Here is a 22034-nt window from a genome sequence, read left to right as displayed (position 1 = left end):
ATTCAATAAAGTGTATATTATAATATACACTTTATTGTTCTATTTTAAACGTTACATTACAGTCTTTACATAAAATATTTAATTTTTTACTAATTGTAAACTTAACATTTTTATAGTAATCGCATGCACAATAATAACTGAATCTTTTATTATAACTTTTTGGTTCATAATCAAGTGCGTACTGATGTTTAAATTGCATCACTTCCCTATTGAAATCAAGCTCTTTTTCTAAAATTTTCATTAAATCTTTTGAAATGCTTGTTCTATTAAATCCTTTACCATGATCGTTTATTCCTTCTCCTCTTATTGTTTTAGGAATTGATAGACCCACTTTTATAGCTACATCTCTAAATTTTTTATTATGCCTTCCATTATTTTCTACATCTTTAATATTGTTTTGATAATTTCATTGATGAACCATTTCATGAATTAACACTTCAATTACATAAAAAGGGTCTCCATTTAAAGATAAAGTTCAAATAATAATTTGCATATCTTCATCTTCTCATTTGCTTCGTGGTTCAAAGTGACCCTTAGTTAATTTATTTTTAGATCTAATATTGTCAGCTACGTTTATCTTTAATTCTTTTAATTCATTGTTGAACAATAGATGATTTAATTGTCTATGTAAAGAAGTTAATTCTAATATAATATCATCTATTTTTATTTCATTCATAAATAATAACCTTTCTAAATATACTAATCTTTTTTTTCTTTACTTCATTTTGCAACAACTTGTTTATTTGAAATATGTACATCATCATTTTCTAAATATTTACTTTGACCTCTATTTTTCTTATTATACTTAATTAACTTATCTCCAGTAAATATTTTTTTAGTTCCAAATTTTAGTTCTAAATCATAAATTATTTTTTGTATATCATTTAGATTAGTTCTTTCATATAAATTAACATCACCTAAAGATAATTGCTTTTTATCATTTATATCATCAATTAAATTGCTTAATCTTACACCAATCAACAAAATAGGTTCTCCTGTCCATGTATTATAAAAACAATTTTTTGCTACAGAATAAACTTTTTCTACCTCAGCAGTATATTGTTCTAAACCAGCTTGATGATGTTTATGTTTTTTATGCTCGGTTGCATTAAAATTATAATTTTTTTCATTTTCATACTTTAAGATTATACTTATAGTTTTTCCTTTTAAAAATCTTTTATTAGCTCGATCACAAATTTTTAAACTTAATTCATAAATCATTTCTTCAATTTCTTTTGTATCTGTAGTTGTGTAATTTAAGGTGAATTCATTTCCTATTGATTTAAATTCATTTTCATCTTTTTCTACTATATCACTACCATAACCATTTGCTCAAGATCATAATGTAAGACCTCTTTTGCCTAATAGTTCATAAATTTTATTTACATCTGATTGAGCTAAATCTTTAATAGTAAAAATATTATTTTTTAAAAAAACTTCTTCTGTAGCTTTTCCTACCATAAACATTTCTTTTACTTCTAAAGGTCATAAAACTTTATCTATATCTTTTGGTAATAAAATCGAAACTCCATTAGGTTTATTAAAATCAACACAAGATTTAGCTAAAAATTTATTTGAACTTATACCAATAGAACAAGTTAAACCTGTTTTTTCATAAACCATATTTTTTAAAACAATTGCACATTTTTTTGCAGTACCATATTTTTTTCAGACATGAGTAACATCAATATAACATTCATCAATAGAAGCTACTTCTATTTTTTGAGAAAAATTTTTATATATAACATCAAAAACCATTTGTGAGTATTTTATATATAAAGCAAAGTCGCTATCAACTCTATAAATATTTTTGCATAATTCTTCTGCTTTAAAGATCGGCATACCAGCTTTTATTCCAAACTTTCTTGCATTATAACTTGCAGTTGTAATGATAGCTCTTCTATTAGGAGATGCTACAACTAGATTTTTATCTTTCAAACTTGGATCTCTTGCTACATGACAACTTGCAAAAAAAGCATCCATATCTAATAAAAAAATAACCTTTTCTTTAGTCTTTATTCTTTTTATTTGCAAAATAATCTCAACTTTCTTCTATAATATTATTAACATATTCTTCATTAAAAATAAAATTCTTTTCATTACTTTTTTTAATGTAACAAAGATATTCAATATTTTTTTTCTTATTACCAAGTACTGGTGAAAAATTTATTCCTTTAATCATAAAATTATTTTTATGGCAATAACCAATAACTCTCAATACTGATTTCTTATGTGCTCCTTTTGAATTAATCTTACCATTTTTAATGTCATCTTTATCAGATTCAAATTGAGGTTTTATCAAAATTATTCCTTCAACACCTTCTTCTACTATATCCTTTAATGGAATTAAAATTTTTTCAACTGAAATAAAACTTACATCACAACAAAAAAAATCTATTTTTTTAGCAAAGTAATTTGAGTTTACTATCCTAAAATTAGTTTTCTCTATCGATTTAACTCTTGAATCAGATCTTAATTTTCAATCTAATTGATTTGTACCAACATCAATTGCGTATACATATGAAGCTCCAAAAGATAAACAACAATCTGTAAATCCACCTGTTGAACTTCCTATGTCAAGACAAACTTTATCTTTGAGTACTATATTTCAGTTTATTATAGCTTTTTCTAATTTTTTACCAGCTCTACTTACATAAGTTTTTTCATTATTAATAATTTGTAGTATTATTTTTTCTGGATCAAACATTGTTCCTGGTTTAATAATTTTTTCATTATTAACTATAATTTTACCGTCAACGATAAAACTTCTTGCTTTATTTCTGTTTTCAAATAATTTTTTATTTATTAAAATTTGATCCAATCTTTCTTTCATTTTTTACCTCTTAATTTTTAAATCTAAATCAATCTTTTACTTTTTGTCTTTTCAAAATTGATTTTTGTAATTTAAATTTTTTATTTTTTAATTTTTTTACATCATTATTAGTATCTAAATTCTTATACAATACACCTTCTTGTATAATTAAATTTTTAATTCTGTAAAACATTTCAGAACCGTATGTTTTTTCAAATCCTTTTTTTAAACTATCTAACTTATTCATATACTTTGAACATGTCAAATTCATAGTTTTAGATAATTTTAATTTTCCATATTCTCCTTTTTCTAAGTTGTGTTTTATTTCATCTAATTTTTTATTTTTTTCAAATTCATTTTCTACAACTATTTCTTCTTTATTTTTTAAAATGTCTTTTTGCTTTATTGTTTCATATTTTTTATTTAATAATTCTTTATCATCTATAATATCATCTAAATAATTTTTACTAGCAAGTAAATCTCATTTAGCTTCATCTTTATTTTTAAATAAATTATTTTCTACTTTATTATCTTCTTTAATTAAAATTTCTTCTAGTATTTCAAGCAAATCATATGCTTCTTTAACATTTGTATTTGCTTTTTCAACTTCTCTTTCTATTTCTGATTTATCTATATTTTCAGCAAGTTTAAAAAAATATGTTTCATTTTTTTGATTATCTGATTTTTCATAAATTAAATCTAAATTTTCTTCCTTATTTAAATTATTTACTTCATTATCTAATTCTAAATTATTTAAATCAGGAATAATATCTTCGTTTGTAAAATCTTTACTTAACTCAACATCATCTAAATCTATTTCTACATCATCATTATCATTTTTATTTTCACAGTTATAGTATAAATCTCGCTTAGTTAAAATTTCTTCTATATTATCAGAAAACAAACTATTTTTAGTTACAGAATTTAAAACCATATTATTAAATTGATTTATTTCTTGATTATTTTTCTCATCTTTTGAAATAAAAAAATATTTATTTTTTTCTATAGTTTTTTCTACCAAATTTATAAACTCATTATTATTTTTTATATATTTTTCACTTAAATAAATGTATTCTTTGAATTTTTTAATAATATTTTTATATGTTAAATTTTTTTCAATCATTTCTATAAATTCTTTTTTATTAATTAATTTATTTTCTATTATAATTTTTTTAATTAATTGTTTATATTCTTTTAATGTTTGATGAGTATTTACAATTAAGTCCAAATTTTTCAAAGCAATTTCTATATTTAATTTTAATATATTTATACCTTTATTTTTATTTTCAAATAATTCTTTTTGTTCTAATGTTTCTTCTAAATCTAAACTTGAATCTTGTTTATAAGGGTTTGATAAATTTAAAATATTTTTAGGTAATTCTTTTTCTATATTATATCTTTTAGGTTTTTTTATTACATACGGTTCTTTTCCTTCGGGTGTTGGAATATCTAAAGTATAATGTTCTGGATAGCTTTTATACATAGCTTTATTAAATTGATTTAGTTCTCTTATTAAAGTTTCTTCACTACCAGTTGGAATTACAATTAATTTATTATATTGATCATATATTTTTTTATCATTTTTTTCTTTAATGTGAAGAACCCTTCTAATTTCATCTAAATTACTTAAAAAATCAATTTTCTCTTTTGAAGTTTGATTTTTAAGTAAATCATTAATCTTTCTATCTTTTAACAACTTTTCTAAAAAGTAATTTCTTTCTCCAACTTTTTGCATAAATCACCTCTAATAAATATCATATTTATTATACCAAGTTAATATATAGTAAATAATAACTTAATAGTAAATTTACATATAAAAAAAGCACATTTGCGCTTTATTTTAATCATCATTAATTATTTTTAAAATCTGTTCAAAATTTAAATTTTGTTCTTTTAAAACATCATTTTTACTGCCGTGACCTATTAATGGATCTTTTATATTAAAACTTACAATATCTTTTTTTTCATTTTTATAATATTTATACACATCTAAATATAAGTTATTATTTCCTATTATGTGTTCGTATACGTATAATTTATTATTCTTATGTTTTTCTAGCATTTCTTTATCTATAGGATTTATAAATCTTGCATTAATTAAGTTTATATTTAAGTTTTTTTCATTTACAAGTTTATAAAAATCTTGTAAATTAGTTCCATATGTTATTAAAGTTTTATTATTTTTACTAGCAAAAATTAACTCTTCTCAAATATAATCATAATTTGTTAATTTACTGTTTATATTTGTAAGTTTTGCTTTATCATATCTTATAAATATTTGTTTTTTTGTATTTTCATTATTTTTTATAATAAATTTTATATCTTCTATATCTTTTTTTGTGAATGGATGAAAAATAATATTATTATTAAAAAATTTAGCTAAACCCACATCATAGATTCCATGGTGACTCACTCCCCCGCTGTAACTTAAACCTGCCCTATCAATTAGAAATACTATTGATAGATTATTTCTAACAATATCATGTACTAATTGATCAAATATTCTTTGAAAAAAAGTTGAATAAATAGAAATATATACTTTTTTGCCAGTTTTAGCAAAACCGCTTGCTATCAACGCGCACAATTCTTCATTTATTCCACAATCAATTACATTATCGGGTCATTTTTTTTTCAAATTATCAAACATACTTGTGTTTAGCATCGCAGGACAAAGTAAAACTGAGTTATTATCAAAAATTTCTTCTATTAAATTCGCTATTTCCTTTTGATATGAAAAATCAGTATTTTCTTTTATCGTATGATTTCAATCTAATAATTTTACACCATCGTATCCTTTTGCTTTTGCAGTTTTTATATGTAAAATAACATGTTTTTCAGAATCATTAGCATTTTTTATTGAAGCAAATAGTTTTGTAAAATCATGTCCATCAGAACATTCTATATAATCAAAACCTAAAGAGTTACAATATTGCTTCATATTTTTTATTGAAATATAGTTATTGCCGATTGATTGATCATTATCATTAATAATAGTTATCGTTTTATGCGGAGAGTTTATTAAATTTATTAATCCCTGGTTGGTATAAGAGCCGTAAAATGAAGCATCTCCAATTATTGAGATAATATTTTTTTTGCTATTAGATAGCGAATAAGCATAAGCATATCCTAAAGAAGTTCCACTATGACCATTCGATATTCAATCATACTCGCTTTCTTTCATTTCTTGAAAATTAGATAAACCATTAAATTTTAGTAAAGTATTAAAAGTATCTTTTCTATTTGTAAAAAGTTTGTAAACATGTGACTGGTGTCCTGTATCAAATAAAAAAATAGAATCTTCAACATTAAAAAAACATATCAATGCAATAGTTAGTTCGACAACTCCCAAACTACTACCTATATGCCCTCCTTGACTATTAGCTATGCTATTTAAAGTTTTTCTAACATCAGCACTTAACTCTTCAAGTTCTTTTTTATCAAAGATTTTATAAATATCTTTAAAACATTTTACATCTTTTAATTTCATTTTGTCCTCTTATTTAAATTCTTCTAAAGAATTATCATCTAAAACTTTTTTTACTTCTCCTTCAATTGTTTCTAATTGTTCTTTAGCTTTTTTAATTTTTTCAGTACCTATTTTATAAAGTTCTAAAGCTTCTTCCATTGAAGTACTAGGATCTTCAAGTTTTTTTGAAATTTCTTTTATTTTATCTAAATTTTCTATAAAATTTTTTTGTTCCATTTTTTATTTCTCCTTATCTATTTTAAGTATTTTTAAATCTAAATTTCCATTTTTTAAAATCGCAGTAACATTATTATTTTTGTCTATATCATTGACACTGTAAATTATATTTTTGTTTTGTTTTAAAATCACAAAACCTTTTTCTAATGGTTTTTTTGGATTTAAAATATTAATTTTTTTCTCTTCAAAATCAAAATCATTTTTTAATGCTTTGAACTTTTCGTATAAACTTTTTTTATTTTTATTTTCTAAATTAAATAAATAATCTTTTAAATTAAATAATTTATTTATAATAGTGGTATTTATTTTTTTCGATTCTTGCATTAACACTATTTTTATATTTTCAAATTTTGTTTTTAAATCTTTTTTAATTAACACTTCACTTAAATTTATCTCTTTTTTTAATAAATTTAATTTATTCAATACAATTTTTCCAAAATCTTTTTGTATAGAATCTAATATTTTAATTAAGTTATTCTTATCTGGTGTTGCTAATTCTCCAGCTGCCGTAGGTGTAGATGCTCTTGCATCAGCTACTAAATCAGATATTGTATTATCTGGTTCATGCCCAACTGCAGAGATTATTGGAATGTTTGATTTGTGTATAGCTTCAAGTACCGGCATTTCATTAAAACTTCATAAATCCTCGTAACTTCCTCCACCTCTACCAACTATTAATGTATCTAATTTTAAATGAAAATTATTTGCTAATTTTATTTTTTTAGCAATATCTTCTGCAGCTTGTTCACCTTGAACTAACGCAGGAAATATATATATATTAACAATTGGATATCTTCTTTTTATTGTTGTTATTAAATCATTTACAGCAGCTCCTGTTGCTGCTGTTACTATTCCAATATTTAAAGGTTTTTTGATAATATTTTTTTTATTTTCGTTAGAAAATCACCCCAATTGCTCTAATTCTCTTTTTCTTTTTTCGTATAAAATTGCTAATTCACCAATACCATCAATTTTTATATCTACTACTGTAAATGTGACTTTGCCTGTTGGTTCATAATACGAAATAGATCCAATAGCTATTATTTCATCTCCTTCAATTGGATTTAAATTTTTAAATTTATACGCATTAAATTTTCATATAGCACATTCAATTCTAGCTGTGCTATCTTTTAAGGAAAAATATATATGACCAACTTTATTATAAGTTAAGTTTGCAATTTCACCTTTTACTGAAATGTTTTTAAAATCTATTGGTTTTTCTAAATACATTTTTATTTTTTTATTAAATTCAGAAACATTTATGATTTGTTCGCTCATTACTACACTCTTTCTATTTAAATTTATAAACTAAATCAATATTATTTAATATTATTATAACTTTTATATATAGGTGATAAAGTTTACATAATTTTTCTAAACTTATTGAACTTGCTTCAAAATATTTTTTATATTGAGAGTAATTATCGCTTATGTGATTATATAAATCCATAATGTTTTTCTTATAAATTTTTTCTTTAAAAAAAATTACTTCTTCTTCATCGACATTACCTATTTCAATTTCTACTTTATTTCAAAATTCTATAAACATATTATTAAAATTTAATAACATACTTTTATATTTTTCTAAATTTTCTAGTATAATTTCTTCACCCTCACTAATATAATCGTTAAAAAAAAGACTAAAAAAACTTTTTAAAGTATTATTTTTTTCTTTTTCTTCTATTAAATTATTTGTTTCTTCAAATGCTTCCGTCTTCAATAAATCTTCATTATTTTTTTGATTTATTATTTCTTCTGAAAATAAATCTTCTTCATCTTCTTGCTTAGATGATAAAATATCATCTCAATACATATTTAATGTATTTGTATTTTCTTTTTCTTCAAAAACTTTTTCTTCTTTTGTTCCATAAATATTATTAAAATCTGATAAAAATACATACTCATTATCAAAGTTTTTTTTACTTACAATATTTATTAAATTTAAATCCTTATATGTTCCAATAGTAAATACAGGAACGTCTAATCTAATTATATTTTCAAATAACTTTTGACTATTTAAAAAACTTGTTTTATAAAGATCATCAAATTCTACATTATTTATAAAAATAATCATTGTACTTTGATCTAAATCTTTTAAAACTTTTGTTTCGATTTCAAATGCATGAGAATTTTCTAAACTTATTGGTATAAACATAAACTTCTCTAATGAACTCATGATTTTTTTTATAAAAAAATCTTTTCACAACTCTTCAACTTTAACTTTATCAATACTTTGAACTAATTTATCAGTTAGAGATTCAAAATCTAATTTGAAAAAACTAGTTTTAAACTTTTGTTGTATTGTTTTTAAACTTTCATATTTTAAAATATCTTTATAAAAAAATTCTTCACCATATCAATCGATATTTTTTATTTTCAAGTTGAAATTAAATCTCATTAAAGCATTAGAAAAATCAATTATTATTTTATTATCTCTTTCTATTTTTTTAGCAGTTACAATAATTATTTTTTTTATTAATCTATTTTCTAATTTTTTTTGTGAACTATTAAAATATTCTTCTAACAAACTAAAATTATCTTTGTTAAACTGACTTAAAAAACTATTTACAAAATTGAAACTTAAATAATTAAAAAAATCAATTTTTAAATTTGAAATATTGTTAGGCACCACGTTTTCTTCAAACTTAATTGCTAATTGCTTTTTAAAATTTTGTGTAAAGTTATTTTTATAAGTATTTAAGATTTCTTTTAGTTCATCAAATTTATTTATTTTCATAACTTTACTCCTTTTTTAGTTAATTTAATTTATCTAAAATAGCATTCACGAAGTTTGTGTCTCAGCTAGGTAAAAACTCTCTGACCATGTCTAGTGATTCATTTATAACTATACCTTTTGGATTTATATTATTTATAATTTCAAATGCACTTGATATCAGAATCGCTTTAATCATATTAGGTAATCTCTCTCACGATCAGTTACTTGGAATGTATTTTTTTAGTTCTTGTTTTAAATCATCAAACTGATTTAAAACATTTGTTATATACGCAGATAAATCATCATTTATTTCTTCAAATTGAGTATTATCTAATAGTTCTTGTTTTATTTTGTCTATTTGTTCATTTAAAAGTGAAACTTTGTATAAAATTTGAACTGTATTTCTTCTTTGTTTTTTTAAATAAGATACGCTTTTTTCCATTTTATCCTTTTTGTTATATCTATAATTATAGCAAATTATCTTTAAGATAATTAAATAGTAATAAAATAAAAAAACCTTAATAAATTAAGGTTCTAAGAATTTTTTATTAGGTTGCTTTTTCTTCTCATACAACACTTGTTTTAACTCTAATTTTTTGGTCTAATATTTCAAACATAGCTTCGCCTTTTGAAGCTAAATTATTAAGTTGATTTGCCTCATCAGAACTTGGATCTTTAGGATTTTTTCCCAAAACTCTTGATTCAAAACTTTTATCCGATGAATCAGAACTAGTTTTTTTTCAATAATTTAATTCATAATTCAATATATTTTTAATTGTATAACTTTCTCATTCCTCATCATTAACAACATTTATATCTTTTTGACTGTAAAATTGATAAATATAATTATTGTAATTTGATTCATCAATTTTTCTAAGTAAACTTTTATATATTCAACCAGTTACATAACTCTCATTTTTTATTAAACTATTTTGAATATTATCAACGTTATCATTGTAATATTGGTCATCATCTAAATATAAAATACCATCTGTCAACTCTGTAAAAGCTGTTTTGTTTGGTTCCATTTGATTTTCTTCTAATTTATTAATTTTTTTTAAATCAGATTTTTCTGTTATTGCTTCTTGACTATTTTTATACTTTTTATACTTACTATTTGATGTAAATTTTTTTGTTTCTCTATCATATTCAAATGATGCTTTGCTTGTTAAAAAAAATTTTAAACCTTTATATTTTGAGACTTTGCCAGTTTCTTTTCCTGTTGCGTCATTATCAATCATTAATATGAAACTCATTTTTAATTCAAAATTGCCATTTTCGCCATATTTATCATATAAATTATTAACTATTGTTGTGATATTTTTTGAAGATTCAATATTATCTTCTAATTCAGGATCTCCAATCCCTAATTGATTATCCAAATATCTTATTTCAAATTTTGGTTTTTTACTTTTAAAATCTTCAACCGTTCCTGGACTTAAACGATATTCTACAAGTTCTTTTATTTTTTTAGCTAATTTATTTAATTTTAAAATGACCCCTTTATCACTAACATCACTTACAGAGGTTAATGAAATGGTTTTTACTATTTTTGTATCTCATAACGCTTCTACTGAAGCGACATCTTTAAAATCTCTATTAACAGGAAGTGCTTTACAAGAAATTATACTTGGAGCAGCGCTAGTTAATATCAAACCTAACGATGATAATAAAGTTAAAATTTTTTTCATTTAATTTTCACCTATTCTTAATAGTAATTTTACCTTATAATAAAAAAAAATATTAATTTTTATAAAAATGTTTTTTTAAAAAAATTAATATAAAACTTATAAAATGATAAAAACCTGCGAGTTATTATAAATAAGAGATTTAAGTGACTTGAAGAGTTTATTTCATTTATTAAACAATTAAAATTTTGAAAAATTATTTGATCGAAAAATAAAGGAAATCTTTTTTATAATATTAGTAAATTTCAAAAAATATTTTGTTATAATGATGTATTTATGACATTAGAAAAAATATGTTTAGAAAATTACAAAGCTATTATAGATATTATTTTTAAAGATTATCAAATAGATATTAATGAGATGGAATAGCATAGTGATAAATGTGCTTTGTGAGTTGATTCTTCATTAATCCTATTTTCAATATTAAAACTATTAATTAAAAAAATAATGGTAGACTATAACAAAAAAATAAGAAGTATATTGAAAAATTAAATAACTCAATGATATTGAAAAAAGAACTTATTTATAAAGTTCATTTTTTTAATCTGTAATTATATCCATGCCAAAGTTATTAACAAATTTATTTTCTTTTAACATTTCTATTTCTTTTTTGTACGGACTAGTTACTCCATTAATTCAAGGAGTTTCTAAAATGATTGGTATTTCTTTGAATAAAGGATTATGAACTATATTAGATAAAGATTTAAAACCAATATATCCATAACCTATATTTTCATGTCTATCCTTGTGCCCATTAATTATATTTTTTGAATCATTTAAATGAATAGCTAATAATTTATCTAATCCAATTAATTTATCAAAATCATCAACTACATTATCGAAATTATTCTTTATATCATACCCAGCATCATGCATATGACAAGTATCAAAACAAACCCCTACCATTTCTTTTCTTTTAACTTGATTTAAAACATATTTTATTTCTTCAAATGTAATACAAACTTCTGTACCTTTTCCGCTCATAGTTTCTAAAGCAATTTTTACAGGACAGTTTGGCAATTGATCATAAACTTCATTTAAACCTTTAGCAACACTATCTAAAGCTACTTTTCTTTCTGCTCCAACAGCTGCTCCTGGATGCAATACGACAAGATGCACTCCTATTGCTTCTAATCTTAAAAGTTCTTCTTTTAAAAGTCTAACTCCTAATTCATATGTTTCTTTTTTAACTGTATTTGCTAAATTAATTGTATAAGGGCCATGACAAAGTGTTTTGGTTATATCAATATTGTTATTTTTTAATAATTCTTTGAATTCTTTGATATTTAATTTATTAGTTTCTGTTCTAATTGTATTTTGTGGTGCTCCTGTAAAAAACATTAATGTATTTGCCCCATTATCTATAGCTTCTTGTGCACTACCAATTAAATACTTACCTTTTGCATTCATACCCACATGACTACCTAAATAAAACTTATCATTCATAATATACCTTCTTCTATAATTATCTTCTTCATATTTTTTTTATTTGATCTACATCATTTTTAATTATTTTTTTTAAATCTTCTAATGAAGTTATTTTTATTGGATTTCTTATTTTTTCTAATAATTTTATATCAACCGATCATCCGTATACATCTTTATCAAAATCAAGTATATATACTTCTAAAACTTTTTGATTTAAATCGTTTTTTCAATACATAGCAGCACCTAAAAAAGTTTTATCTAATTGTTCAAAATATGTTTCAACCCCATAAACCCCATAAGTTAAAGGAAGATCATCTTCAATTAGGATGTTTATTGTTGGATACCCTATTGTTCTTCCTATTTTTTTTCCTTCGGATATAATTCCACTTATCTCATAATCAAAACCAGTTAAATTTTTAAAACCATTAAAATCACTTTCTTTTAATTTTTTATATATTCTTTTATAATCGTCTTTAAATTGCTCACTTTTAAATATAATACAATTTTTTTCTCACTTTTTTTCGAAAAATCTTCTATTTAAAATTTCTCAATAAGCGTTTTGATAATCACTAGTTATAAGTATTTTTTTTATAGATAAAGTATTTTTAAAATTATTAAGTATGTCATCTTCAGAAAAACTATTAACAACAAAATTTACATAATAAAAAACAAGTTGATCTATTTTTAAGTTTTTTGCTAATTTTACAATATTTTTATTATTTCAAATTTTATTTTGAGATTCACTATTTATAGGTAATAACAATGTTGTTTTTAAGCCATAAGATTTAGCATATTTTTTTAATTGCTCTATTTGCAAATTTTCATAGTTATATCAATTATTAAAATTCGCAAATAAACAAATAGAATCATCTAAATTCAATAAAATTTTGTTTAAACTATTGTAGTAATATACTTTTGTCATATTCTCACCTCAAATATTATAATTAGTATTAATGAATATATAAAAAAAACTCTTTTATAAGAGTTTAATTAAAGTTTTATTTCTAAGCTCTTTTTCTTTTAATTTTTTAGCATTTTTAGCATTTTTAATTTCCAATTTAAGTCTTTTTATATAATTTTTTTCAGATAAATCAAAATCGAAGTCTTTAACTATGCGATGTTGAAATACATAAAAATCTATTTTAGTTCTAATCCAAAATTTCATTCAACAACCCTCATTGGTACATTTATAATGATTATCTCTTATATCCATAGATATGTATTCATGAGCGCAACTTCTTATTGATTTAGTAAAATAAATCTTATCAGTGTTTAGTTTTAAGTTTTCATCTATACTATATATTTTCTTATTTAACATAAAGCCCTCTTGTGAAAATTATAGCATATTTTTATCTAACTCAATTTTTTACATATGTTTTAAAACATATTATCTTTTTTTATTTCACTTAAATGTTAATGCAGATATTACAAATAATGCTATTACTATTAATAACGAACCTAAAACTGGTTGTCATGTACTTGTAAAATCATGAAATTTAGCATCTTCCAAGGGATTTCACCTTCCAGTATTAAATCCAGCATCATTTCAATTTCCATCTTTATATTGAGAAAATAATAAGATTGCAACTGGATATTTTAAAGCTATAAAATAAGTGAAATATCTTGCGCTTCCTACACTTTCGTATAATCTCGGATCTAACATAACTCCTGAAAAGAAAATGGTTATGAAATAGACAATCATAGAAATACCTTGGTTTGCCCCATCATCACTCAAATTACCCCCAATTAAAGTTGCAATCCCAATAGCCATTAATGTTATCAAACTAATCGCTAAGATAAAATATCCTCAATCTAAATTTTTGTATAATTCGATAACATCATTTCTTCCAATAGCTAGTCCTGCTAAAATTTCTAGAAATACACCAGATCAACTAACTAAAAAATAAAATGATCATATACAAAATATAAAATTCTTTTTACTTATTCCAGTTGTATCAATTCTTTTTAGAAAAACTGAGTTTTTTCATTCCACAATTGAAGCTGATAATGAAGTTAATATTGTTAAACAAGGTAATGCAATATAACCGAGAATTGCACTTCCTTTATTTGTTGTTATTTGTCCGGAAAATAAAAAATAAAAAATAGTTGTAAAAAAAATTGGTATCACATAAGAGAATAATGGACCCCTTACATTTTTAAAAAATGCTTTAGCAATTAGTTTGAATAATTGCTTAAATACTAAAAGCTTTTTTTTATGCTTAAATATAACTTTATAATTTTTTTGATTATCTGTTTTATTTTTCATCAAAATCACCCTTATAAAATTTTTCCATTAAATTTCTTACACTTTTGAATTCTTTTGTAACTTGATCTATTTTTTTATCCATTAAAATTTTTTTATTATCAATAATAATTATCCTATTACATAATCTTTCTACTTCTTCTGGATGATGAGAAACTATTATTAATGTTTTTTTATCTTTTATTTTCTCTTGAAAATAACTTAAGATTTTAAATTGCAATTCCATATCCAAACCTGTTGTAAGTTCGTCTAAAATGATTAATTTAGGATCATTTATAACAGATAATAAAGCATTAAATCTTTGTTTTTGACCACCAGAAAGTTTACTCAAAGGAGTTTTGTAAAATTCCATAATCTCAAATGTATGATTTAGCTTTTCAAAGTTCTCTTTATTAAAATTATCAAATACAGTTAAATAAAAATCTATTATATCTTTCGCGCATAGACCAGAAGGTCAATTACCTTCTTGAAATTGTATTCCTATCTCTTGTTTAAGATTGTTATCTATATTTATAACAGCTTCTCCTTTACTTGGTTTTGCCATTTGAGCAATAATTTCAACAAGCGTTGTTTTTCCAGCGCCATTTTTTCCAAGTATAGCAACAGATTCTCCTTCGTTTACAGAGAATGATATATTTTCAAATATAATTTTATCTTTATATTTTTTTGTTATATCTTTTACTTCTATCAAACTCATAAAATCTCCTATTAGATAATTTTTGTTTCTATTATTCTAACTTCAAGTTCTAACATTGTCATTTCAGTTTTAATTTTTAAAAGTTCTTCTCCAGTTTCACTATTTTGTCTTCTTTTTACATAAAGAGAATTGTAAATAAATAATCCAAAAATAGGAAATAAAAATCATCAAGCTAAATTTCTTTTTAATTTTTTTTCAAGCTTTTTTTCATCTGTTTTTAATAAGTTTATTTTTTCATTTAATTTTTCTTTTGCATATATTAATTCATTTTTTGGCATATCATTATATTTTTCAAACATGTTTTTTTCCTTTTACCCTCTATTAATTAGTTTTATTAAAATCTGATTTATTAATTTATTCATTGATTGATAAACTATTTTTATTTCATTGGAGTGAGCTAAAAATTCTTTTTTTTCGCTTTCCACTCCAACACCTTCTAATGAAGAATAAATGTTTTTTGTATTTTGTAAAAACTTTACCAATTTTTCTGTTGCACTTAACTTTATTTGAAAATCATTTGCATGTTTTATATCACTTGTTAAAGATATAAGTTTTTTATAGAAAGAATTATTTCACTCTTGTACCTTATAAAATGATAAAATTGAAATATAATTTTCATTATATATATTTATTTGATTGTCAAAAAAAAATGCAATATAGTCTATAAAAAAAGAACCTGTGTCTTTAAATACTACTTTATTAATAGTTTTGCAATGTTTTTCTCATTCAATTTCTGTATGATAAAAATAATTATATCTTTGCAAGAATAAAGTTAACATTAAACTTAAATTAAAATTATTTGAAACGAGGTTTTTTTCAAATATATTTGTTAAACCTTCAAATAAAGTCTTTAAATTACTAGTCATAGCTAAAGTAATTAATTCATTTTTAATGATTTCAGATAATTCAAATTTTTTTGACTTTATTAAATCTTCACTATCTTTTTTATAAAGACTAAATATTATATTTTTTAAATTAATTTGTTCATTTAAACCCATAAAAACTCCTTAACTTTTTTATAATAATATTTTACATTAAAAGTTGAATATATATATTCAAATGTAGTAAAATCAAACTATTGAAATCATAGAAGGTGGATTAATTAATCTATGTATGTAATAGGAACTGTTTTAGCATCAATCATAGGATATTTAATAGGTAGTTTTAGTTTTTCTATAATGATAGTTAAACTAAAGACAAAAGAAGACATAAGAAATTTTGGTAGTAAAAATGCTGGCGCTACAAATGCGAGTAGAAAATTAGGAAAAAAATGAGGTATTTTAATAATGTTATTAGATGCTTCAAAGGTTTTTATAACAGCGTTTGTCGCTCTTATTTTTACTTATATACCTAACGAGGCGTTTCAATATACTAGTTTTTATATACCTGGATTCTTCGCTCTTATCGGTCATTGTTTCCCGATATATTATAAATTTAAAGGTGGAAAAGCTGTAAGTTGTTTTTTAGGATTAACAGCTTTAATAAATTGAGCGATATGTTTAATTTTCTTTTTTGTTTGAGTAATTTTAATTTTAACGTTTAGAATTGTTAGTGTTTCATCAATTTTTAGTTCATTATTTGCTTTAGTAGCAATTTGGATACCTGTATTTTCAGGAGTAAATTCAATGGAATTAAATAATGATCAATGATTAAAAGGAATGAGTTTTTTTGAACCATTATGAGGTACCTTTAAAGGGAAACTGGTTTGAATGAATTCATTGCATACACATGGTTCTAGAATTAATTATGCTGAAAGTTTTTTAGAAATTTGCATTATTATAACTTTATCATCATTTATTTTGATTTTTAGACATAAAGATAACATTATTAAATTAATTAACAAAAAAGAAACAACACTATTTAGTTTTAAAAAACAAAAAGCAACTAGTTAATAATACTAGTTGCTTTTTAGTTGCTATAATTTATTAATCTCTTATATTTTTTCTTAATATAGTTATCTTTATCAAGAACATCCCTTATTGTAAAACCATAATCAAAATGACCAGGAAAAAATGAATATCCTTTACTATAGTTTTTAAATATTCATTTTATATTTTCTAAAATTCTTTTTTCTTCTTCTAACGAGTTTGTTGGACCAATTACATCATGGTGTAAAAATAACGTATCTCCATTAAATATACATTTAATTTCAGGAAACTCAATTATCATAGATCCATCTGTATGAGTTTCACTAGCTATTGTTTTAATTAAAAATCCATTTATTTTAAGTTCTAACTCTTTATCTATTACCTTTAAATTTTTTAAAGGTTTTGCACATCATCCTTCTGTGAATAATATGCTTGTATTTTTATTAGCATCAAAAAGCATTATCATATCTTTTCTACCTATGTAAACATTTTCGATATTTAAAATTTCACAAATTTCATTAATTCCATAAAAGTGAGCAAAATGACCGTGAGTTATAAATACATCAGTTAAATTAATATCATTTTTTTTTACAAAACTTATTATATCTTTGTAACGTTCATAAGCAGTATCAATGAGTATGCCTTGTTTTTTTTCATTATATATTAAATAAGCATTTGTATCTTTAAAATCATTATCTGTGAAAACTTGTATCACTTTTGTCACCTTCTTCTTTTATCATATCAATAAATTATACACTAAATAGTTTTTATGAGTATTGAAATTATTTTTTTAAAATTTTTTTTCATACAAAATAAAAAAAGGTATTACTTCCCTCTTTTTACAGCGTTCATAGTTTTTTTGATGTCAGCTTCAGATGGTTTTCTTCCCATACTTCTGTACATTGCTCTAATTTGATTTTCATTAATTGGGGGGTTGTCTTTCAATTGCTTTTGAATCACTTTTCTAGTGATTATAAACCCTATAATTCCTCCAACAACCGCACATACTATACCAATTATTAAAACTACTCATCATTCCATATTATTTACTCCTTTTAAAAATTAACACAATATAAATATATCATATAATTTATTTTAATATATTTAAAATTTTATTTGCTATGTTTTCCGGTTTAAATCCAATTTTTTTTATTACATCACTTGCTGGTGCTGAATATCCAAAATTATCATATCCAAAAGCTTTACCATTATCTCCTAAATATTTATGTCATCCATATGTTGAACCTAATTCGATTGAAAATCTAATTGTGTTTTTATTTATAATTTGATTTTTATAATCTTCATCTTGTTTGTCAAATGCATTTTGATTAACCATTGAAACAATATTTACCTTATGATTTTTTAGCTCTAATATTTTTTTAACATCCAACGCTAAACTAACTTCGCTACCTGTTGCAATTAAAGTTATATTAGCATTTTCTTCTTCAGCGTATAAATAAGCCCCTTTTTTAACAGCTTCAAATAAATCGATATCATTGTGTTCTAACTCTTTTAAATTTTGTCTTGTAGCAACTATTACACTTGGTTGATTTTTTATTTCTAATGCATTGTAATAACTTGCGATTGTTTCTGCCATATCACATGGTCTAAAAACATTTATATTAGGAATACTTCTTATCATTGCTAGTTGCTCAACTGGTTGATGAGTGGGTCCATCTTCTCCAACAGCAACTGAATCATGAGTAAATATTGACAATGTTTGGATATTCATAAGTGCTCCTAAACGAATCGCTGGTTTCATATAGTCTGCAAAAACAAAAAATCCCCCGCAAAATGGCAATAGTCCTTTATGTAAAGCGATACCATTATTTATAGCAGCCATTGCAAATTCCCTAACTCCATACATTATGTTTCTGCCTTCTAAATGATTAAAATCATAATGACCATCAGCACCTTTTGCTTTTGTAGACTCAGTTAAATCTGCACTTCCACCAATGATAGCGTCTATTTTTTCACTTAAATAGTTTAAAACATTTCCAGAACTAACTCGCGTAGCTTGTTCTTGACGATTATTTAATTTTAATAATTCATTTTTATCTAAATCTCAATTTTTGTTAATACTATTTATTAATTTTTTAGCTAGATCAGGAAACTCTTTTTTATAATTATCAAAAAGAGTTTCTCATTCATCATTAATTTTCAAACAACGATTTAATACATTTTCTTTATAAAAATTATAAACTTCATTTGGTATTTCAAAATCTTGATTATTTCAATCAAAATATTTTTTTACAATCTTTATATCTTCGCCTAAAGGAGCACCGTGAACTTTTTGCGTACCTTGATTTGTCGATCCAATTCCTATGATTGTTTTTACTTCTATATAAGTAGGTTTATCAGATTTTTTTGCCTTTTCAATTGCATTTTCAATTGCCTTCAAATCTTCTCCATTTTCAATTTTTATACAATTTCAGTTAGCTGCTTTAAATTTTTCTTGCATATTTTCAGCTTGAGCAACTTCTACTCTTGCATCTAATTGAATATCGTTCGAATCATGAAAGACTATTAATTTATTAAGTTTGTATCTTCCAGCAAAACTAATTGCTTCTTGACAAACACCTTCTTGTAAATCTCCATCACCACAAATTACAAAAGTATTATGATCAATGATTTTATAATTATCTTTATTATATTTTTTTGCTAAATGAGTTTCGGCAAGAGCCATACCAACAGCCATTGCAAAACCTTGTCCTAATGGACCTGTTGTTGCATCAACTCCATCAGTATAACCGTACTCAGGATGCCCTGGTGTATTTGAATCAATTTGTCTAAAATGTTTCAAATCATCAATTGACACATTAAAACCAGATAAATGCAAAGCAGAATATAATAAACCACTTCCGTGCCCTGCACTTAAAACAAATCGATCTCTATTAAATCAATCAGGGTTTTTAGGATTTACATTCATATATTTTGTTAATAATGTATATAAAATTGGTGCTGCTCCTAAAATTATTCCAGGATGACCTGAGTTAGCTTTATTAACTGCTTCTAAACCTAATATTCTCATTGCATTTAAATTATTATTATTTTTATTCATATAACTTCTCCTTATATTTAAATTATATATTTATAATTAAATTGTTATCAAAAAAGAACAAAAATAAATTATTTATTTTATGAATAACAAGCGATTATGTCACAAACAATTAACAAGCGATTATGTCACAAGTACAATATACTTGTAGGCAAAATTATGAAAGGAATTGAATTAGACATAATGAAACAAGTTAAATTAGAGGTTATAAAAGGTTTATCTAATAAACTACATGACATAAACACAAGCGCAGAAACTCTTGGTTGATCAAAAAAACACACATATAGAAAGTTAAAAGAGTATAAAAAAATTGGACCAAAAGCTTTTATTCATAAAAACACTGGGAAAATCCCAAGAAATAAAATAGATCATGATATTAAAGAAAAAATAATTAGTCTTTATAATTTAAAATATTATGATTTTAGTATGTTAGATTATTGAGAAATTGTTGAAAAGATAAAATTAGCTATTCTTCATTAAGAAATATAATGAAAGAAAATAATGAGTTAGTTTTTAGTATGCATAAAAAAACCAAAAAAGAAATTAGATTAAGAACAAAGCGATTAAACAATGATTTAGACCCATTAGTTATAATCAAAAATAAAATTCCATTATTAAAACACCCTCACCCAACCCAAAAAAGAGAAACAAACTTTGGGGCAATTTTTGAAGCAGATGCTTCAAATCACGAGTGGATTAAGGGAGTAAAAAGTCATTTACACATTGTAATTGATAAGTCAACAAAAATAATTTTAGCAGGACATTTTAGCGAGCAAGAAAAAACAGAGAGTTATTATCGTGTTTATAAAGAAACATTTGTAAATTATGGCATTCCTATTAAGAATGTAACTGACAATCGAAATGTATTTAGCTCTAAAATAAATAGAGACTCTGAAGGGTATTCAGAGTCTCGTACTCAATTGCAATTTATTTTTCATTCTTTAAAAGTATCAACAAAAACTACCTCTATACCACAAGAAAAAGCTTTGGTTGAGAGAACTTTTGGCACCCTTCAAAGAAGATGGCCTCAAAGAATTCGAATCAAAAATATTAAAACAATTGAAGAGTTAAATGATTATTTACCTACACTGATTAAAGAATATAATAAAAAATATTCAACTCCTATTGATAATTGTAAATCAGTTGTAAGAAAATTTACAGAAAATCCAAATATTGTTTTTTCATATAGAACCACAAGAATCGTCAATAAAGGTTCAAGTATTGATTATGATAATAAAAATGGTTTGTTTGTTCAGGGTATGAGCCGCTGTATTTAAAACCAAAAACAAAAGTTATGGTTATGAAAACTCAGGATAATAAATATTATTCTTCAATTGGTAATGATGTATATAACTTAATAGAAATAGATGAAATAGGCTTCACGGTAATAAATATACAATTAAAAAAGAAGAACTAGAGTCTATTAAACCACCAAAAATTGAAAGTTCATGAAAATATAGTAATTCATACTTCTTTAATAAGAAAAGAATAAATACAAGAAGCATATATTAATATATTGTTTTTTTGTGACATAATCGCTTACAATCAACAAAAAAGAACAAAAATAAATTATTTATTTTTGTTCTTTTAGAATTTTTAATTTTTCATTTGTTATATCATTTCCATCTTTGTCAACAAATTTTAATCTTTTTAATTGACTAAGTAAATTTTTTTTATGTGCTTCAATATATTTATTTCTTAACTCCTTTTGTTCTTCTACAAGTTCTGGTGTTAATTTATCTTCTTTTTTTAAGGCTGCAAGTTCGTTTATTCTTTTAATTAAATCTTCCATAATGGTCTC

General features: G+C 23.2%; 22 protein-coding genes and 1 pseudogene. 2 read left to right on the top strand and 21 right to left on the bottom strand.

Annotated features, from left to right (window positions below):
* Positions 1-31: 31 nt before the first annotated feature.
* The 17 genes from STABA_RS03070 to STABA_RS02990 all read right to left on the bottom strand — a co-directional run bounded on the left by STABA_RS03070 (position 32) and on the right by STABA_RS02990 (position 16305).
* Positions 32-676 (bottom strand): SprT-like domain-containing protein, encoded by a 645-nt coding sequence (locus STABA_RS03070; RefSeq protein ID WP_156006425.1) that lies wholly within the window; start codon positions 674-676, stop codon positions 32-34.
* 23 nt (positions 677-699) lie between these two features.
* Positions 700-2034, bottom strand: coding sequence for a Y-family DNA polymerase (locus tag STABA_RS03065; protein ID WP_156006423.1), 1335 nt, complete (start codon positions 2032-2034; stop codon positions 700-702).
* A complete protein-coding gene (locus tag STABA_RS03060; protein WP_156006420.1) occupies positions 2009-2833 on the bottom strand; it encodes a TlyA family RNA methyltransferase in 825 nt (274 codons plus the stop codon). The genes STABA_RS03065 and STABA_RS03060 overlap by 26 nt, the downstream gene beginning before the upstream one ends.
* A gap of 10 nt (positions 2834-2843) precedes the next feature.
* Positions 2844-4547, bottom strand: coding sequence for a hypothetical protein (locus tag STABA_RS03055; RefSeq protein WP_156006418.1), 1704 nt, complete (start codon positions 4545-4547; stop codon positions 2844-2846).
* A 105-nt stretch (positions 4548-4652) separates the two neighbouring features.
* Positions 4653-6299: a 1-deoxy-D-xylulose-5-phosphate synthase N-terminal domain-containing protein gene (locus STABA_RS03050; protein ID WP_156006416.1), complete on the bottom strand. Its 1647-nt coding sequence runs from the start codon at positions 6297-6299 to the stop codon at positions 4653-4655.
* Positions 6300-6308: 9 nt separating this feature from the next.
* A complete protein-coding gene (gene xseB / locus STABA_RS03045; RefSeq protein WP_156006414.1) occupies positions 6309-6515 on the bottom strand; it encodes an exodeoxyribonuclease VII small subunit in 207 nt (68 codons plus the stop codon).
* A gap of 3 nt (positions 6516-6518) precedes the next feature.
* A complete protein-coding gene (gene xseA, locus STABA_RS03040) occupies positions 6519-7793 on the bottom strand; it encodes an exodeoxyribonuclease VII large subunit (protein WP_156006412.1) in 1275 nt (424 codons plus the stop codon).
* Between the two features lie 13 nt (positions 7794-7806).
* A complete protein-coding gene (locus STABA_RS03035) occupies positions 7807-9252 on the bottom strand; it encodes a hypothetical protein (protein WP_156006410.1) in 1446 nt (481 codons plus the stop codon).
* A 19-nt stretch (positions 9253-9271) separates the two neighbouring features.
* Positions 9272-9673, bottom strand: a complete 402-nt coding sequence (locus STABA_RS03030) for a transcription antitermination factor NusB (protein WP_156006408.1) — start codon at positions 9671-9673, stop codon at positions 9272-9274.
* Between the two features lie 106 nt (positions 9674-9779).
* Positions 9780-10922, bottom strand: a complete 1143-nt coding sequence (locus STABA_RS03025) for a hypothetical protein (protein ID WP_156006406.1) — start codon at positions 10920-10922, stop codon at positions 9780-9782.
* A gap of 537 nt (positions 10923-11459) precedes the next feature.
* Positions 11460-12365 (bottom strand): deoxyribonuclease IV, encoded by a 906-nt coding sequence (locus tag STABA_RS03020; protein ID WP_156006404.1) that lies wholly within the window; start codon positions 12363-12365, stop codon positions 11460-11462.
* A gap of 19 nt (positions 12366-12384) precedes the next feature.
* Entirely contained in the window at positions 12385-13269 is an 885-nt protein-coding gene (locus STABA_RS03015) for a riboflavin kinase (RefSeq protein WP_156006402.1), read from the bottom strand.
* A 54-nt stretch (positions 13270-13323) separates the two neighbouring features.
* Positions 13324-13665 (bottom strand): hypothetical protein, encoded by a 342-nt coding sequence (locus STABA_RS03010; RefSeq protein ID WP_156006400.1) that lies wholly within the window; start codon positions 13663-13665, stop codon positions 13324-13326.
* Positions 13666-13734: 69 nt separating this feature from the next.
* A complete protein-coding gene (locus STABA_RS03005) occupies positions 13735-14613 on the bottom strand; it encodes an ABC transporter permease (RefSeq protein ID WP_156006398.1) in 879 nt (292 codons plus the stop codon).
* Positions 14603-15307, bottom strand: a complete 705-nt coding sequence (locus tag STABA_RS03000; protein WP_156006396.1) for an ABC transporter ATP-binding protein — start codon at positions 15305-15307, stop codon at positions 14603-14605. Before STABA_RS03000 ends, STABA_RS03005 begins: the two co-directional genes overlap by 11 nt.
* 11 nt (positions 15308-15318) lie before the next feature.
* Positions 15319-15585: a hypothetical protein gene (locus STABA_RS02995; RefSeq protein WP_170264688.1), complete on the bottom strand. Its 267-nt coding sequence runs from the start codon at positions 15583-15585 to the stop codon at positions 15319-15321.
* Positions 15586-15618: 33 nt separating this feature from the next.
* Complete coding sequence (locus STABA_RS02990) at positions 15619-16305, bottom strand: hypothetical protein (RefSeq protein ID WP_156006392.1); 687 nt, start codon at positions 16303-16305, stop codon at positions 15619-15621.
* A gap of 111 nt (positions 16306-16416) precedes the next feature.
* On the opposite strand from STABA_RS02990, the gene plsY reads away from it, so the two are divergent.
* Positions 16417-17199 (top strand): glycerol-3-phosphate 1-O-acyltransferase PlsY, encoded by a 783-nt coding sequence (gene plsY, locus STABA_RS02985; protein ID WP_156006390.1) that lies wholly within the window; start codon positions 16417-16419, stop codon positions 17197-17199.
* Positions 17200-17215: 16 nt separating this feature from the next.
* Here the strand turns inward: plsY and STABA_RS02980 are convergent, their stop codons facing one another.
* The 3 genes from STABA_RS02980 to tkt all read right to left on the bottom strand — a co-directional run bounded on the left by STABA_RS02980 (position 17216) and on the right by tkt (position 20236).
* Positions 17216-17890: an MBL fold metallo-hydrolase gene (locus STABA_RS02980; RefSeq protein WP_170264687.1), complete on the bottom strand. Its 675-nt coding sequence runs from the start codon at positions 17888-17890 to the stop codon at positions 17216-17218.
* A gap of 110 nt (positions 17891-18000) precedes the next feature.
* Positions 18001-18216, bottom strand: a complete 216-nt coding sequence (locus tag STABA_RS02975; protein ID WP_156006386.1) for a YneF family protein — start codon at positions 18214-18216, stop codon at positions 18001-18003.
* Between the two features lie 49 nt (positions 18217-18265).
* Positions 18266-20236 (bottom strand): transketolase, encoded by a 1971-nt coding sequence (tkt, locus tag STABA_RS02970; protein ID WP_156006384.1) that lies wholly within the window; start codon positions 20234-20236, stop codon positions 18266-18268.
* Between the two features lie 156 nt (positions 20237-20392).
* On the opposite strand from tkt, the pseudogene STABA_RS06080 reads away from it, so the two are divergent.
* Positions 20393-21745 (top strand): annotated as a pseudogene (locus tag STABA_RS06080) (transposase family protein).
* Positions 21746-21806: 61 nt separating this feature from the next.
* Here the strand turns inward: STABA_RS06080 and STABA_RS02955 are convergent.
* Positions 21807-22025, bottom strand: coding sequence for a DUF896 domain-containing protein (locus STABA_RS02955; RefSeq protein ID WP_156006378.1), 219 nt, complete (start codon positions 22023-22025; stop codon positions 21807-21809).
* Between the last annotated feature and the right edge of the window lie 9 nt (positions 22026-22034).

Source organism: Spiroplasma tabanidicola, from assembly GCF_009730595.1.
GTDB lineage: Bacteria > Bacillota_I > Bacilli_A > Mycoplasmatales > Mycoplasmataceae > Spiroplasma_A > Spiroplasma_A tabanidicola.
Note: the sequence above shows the minus strand (reverse complement) of the source record. Positions and strands in the feature narration are given on the sequence as shown.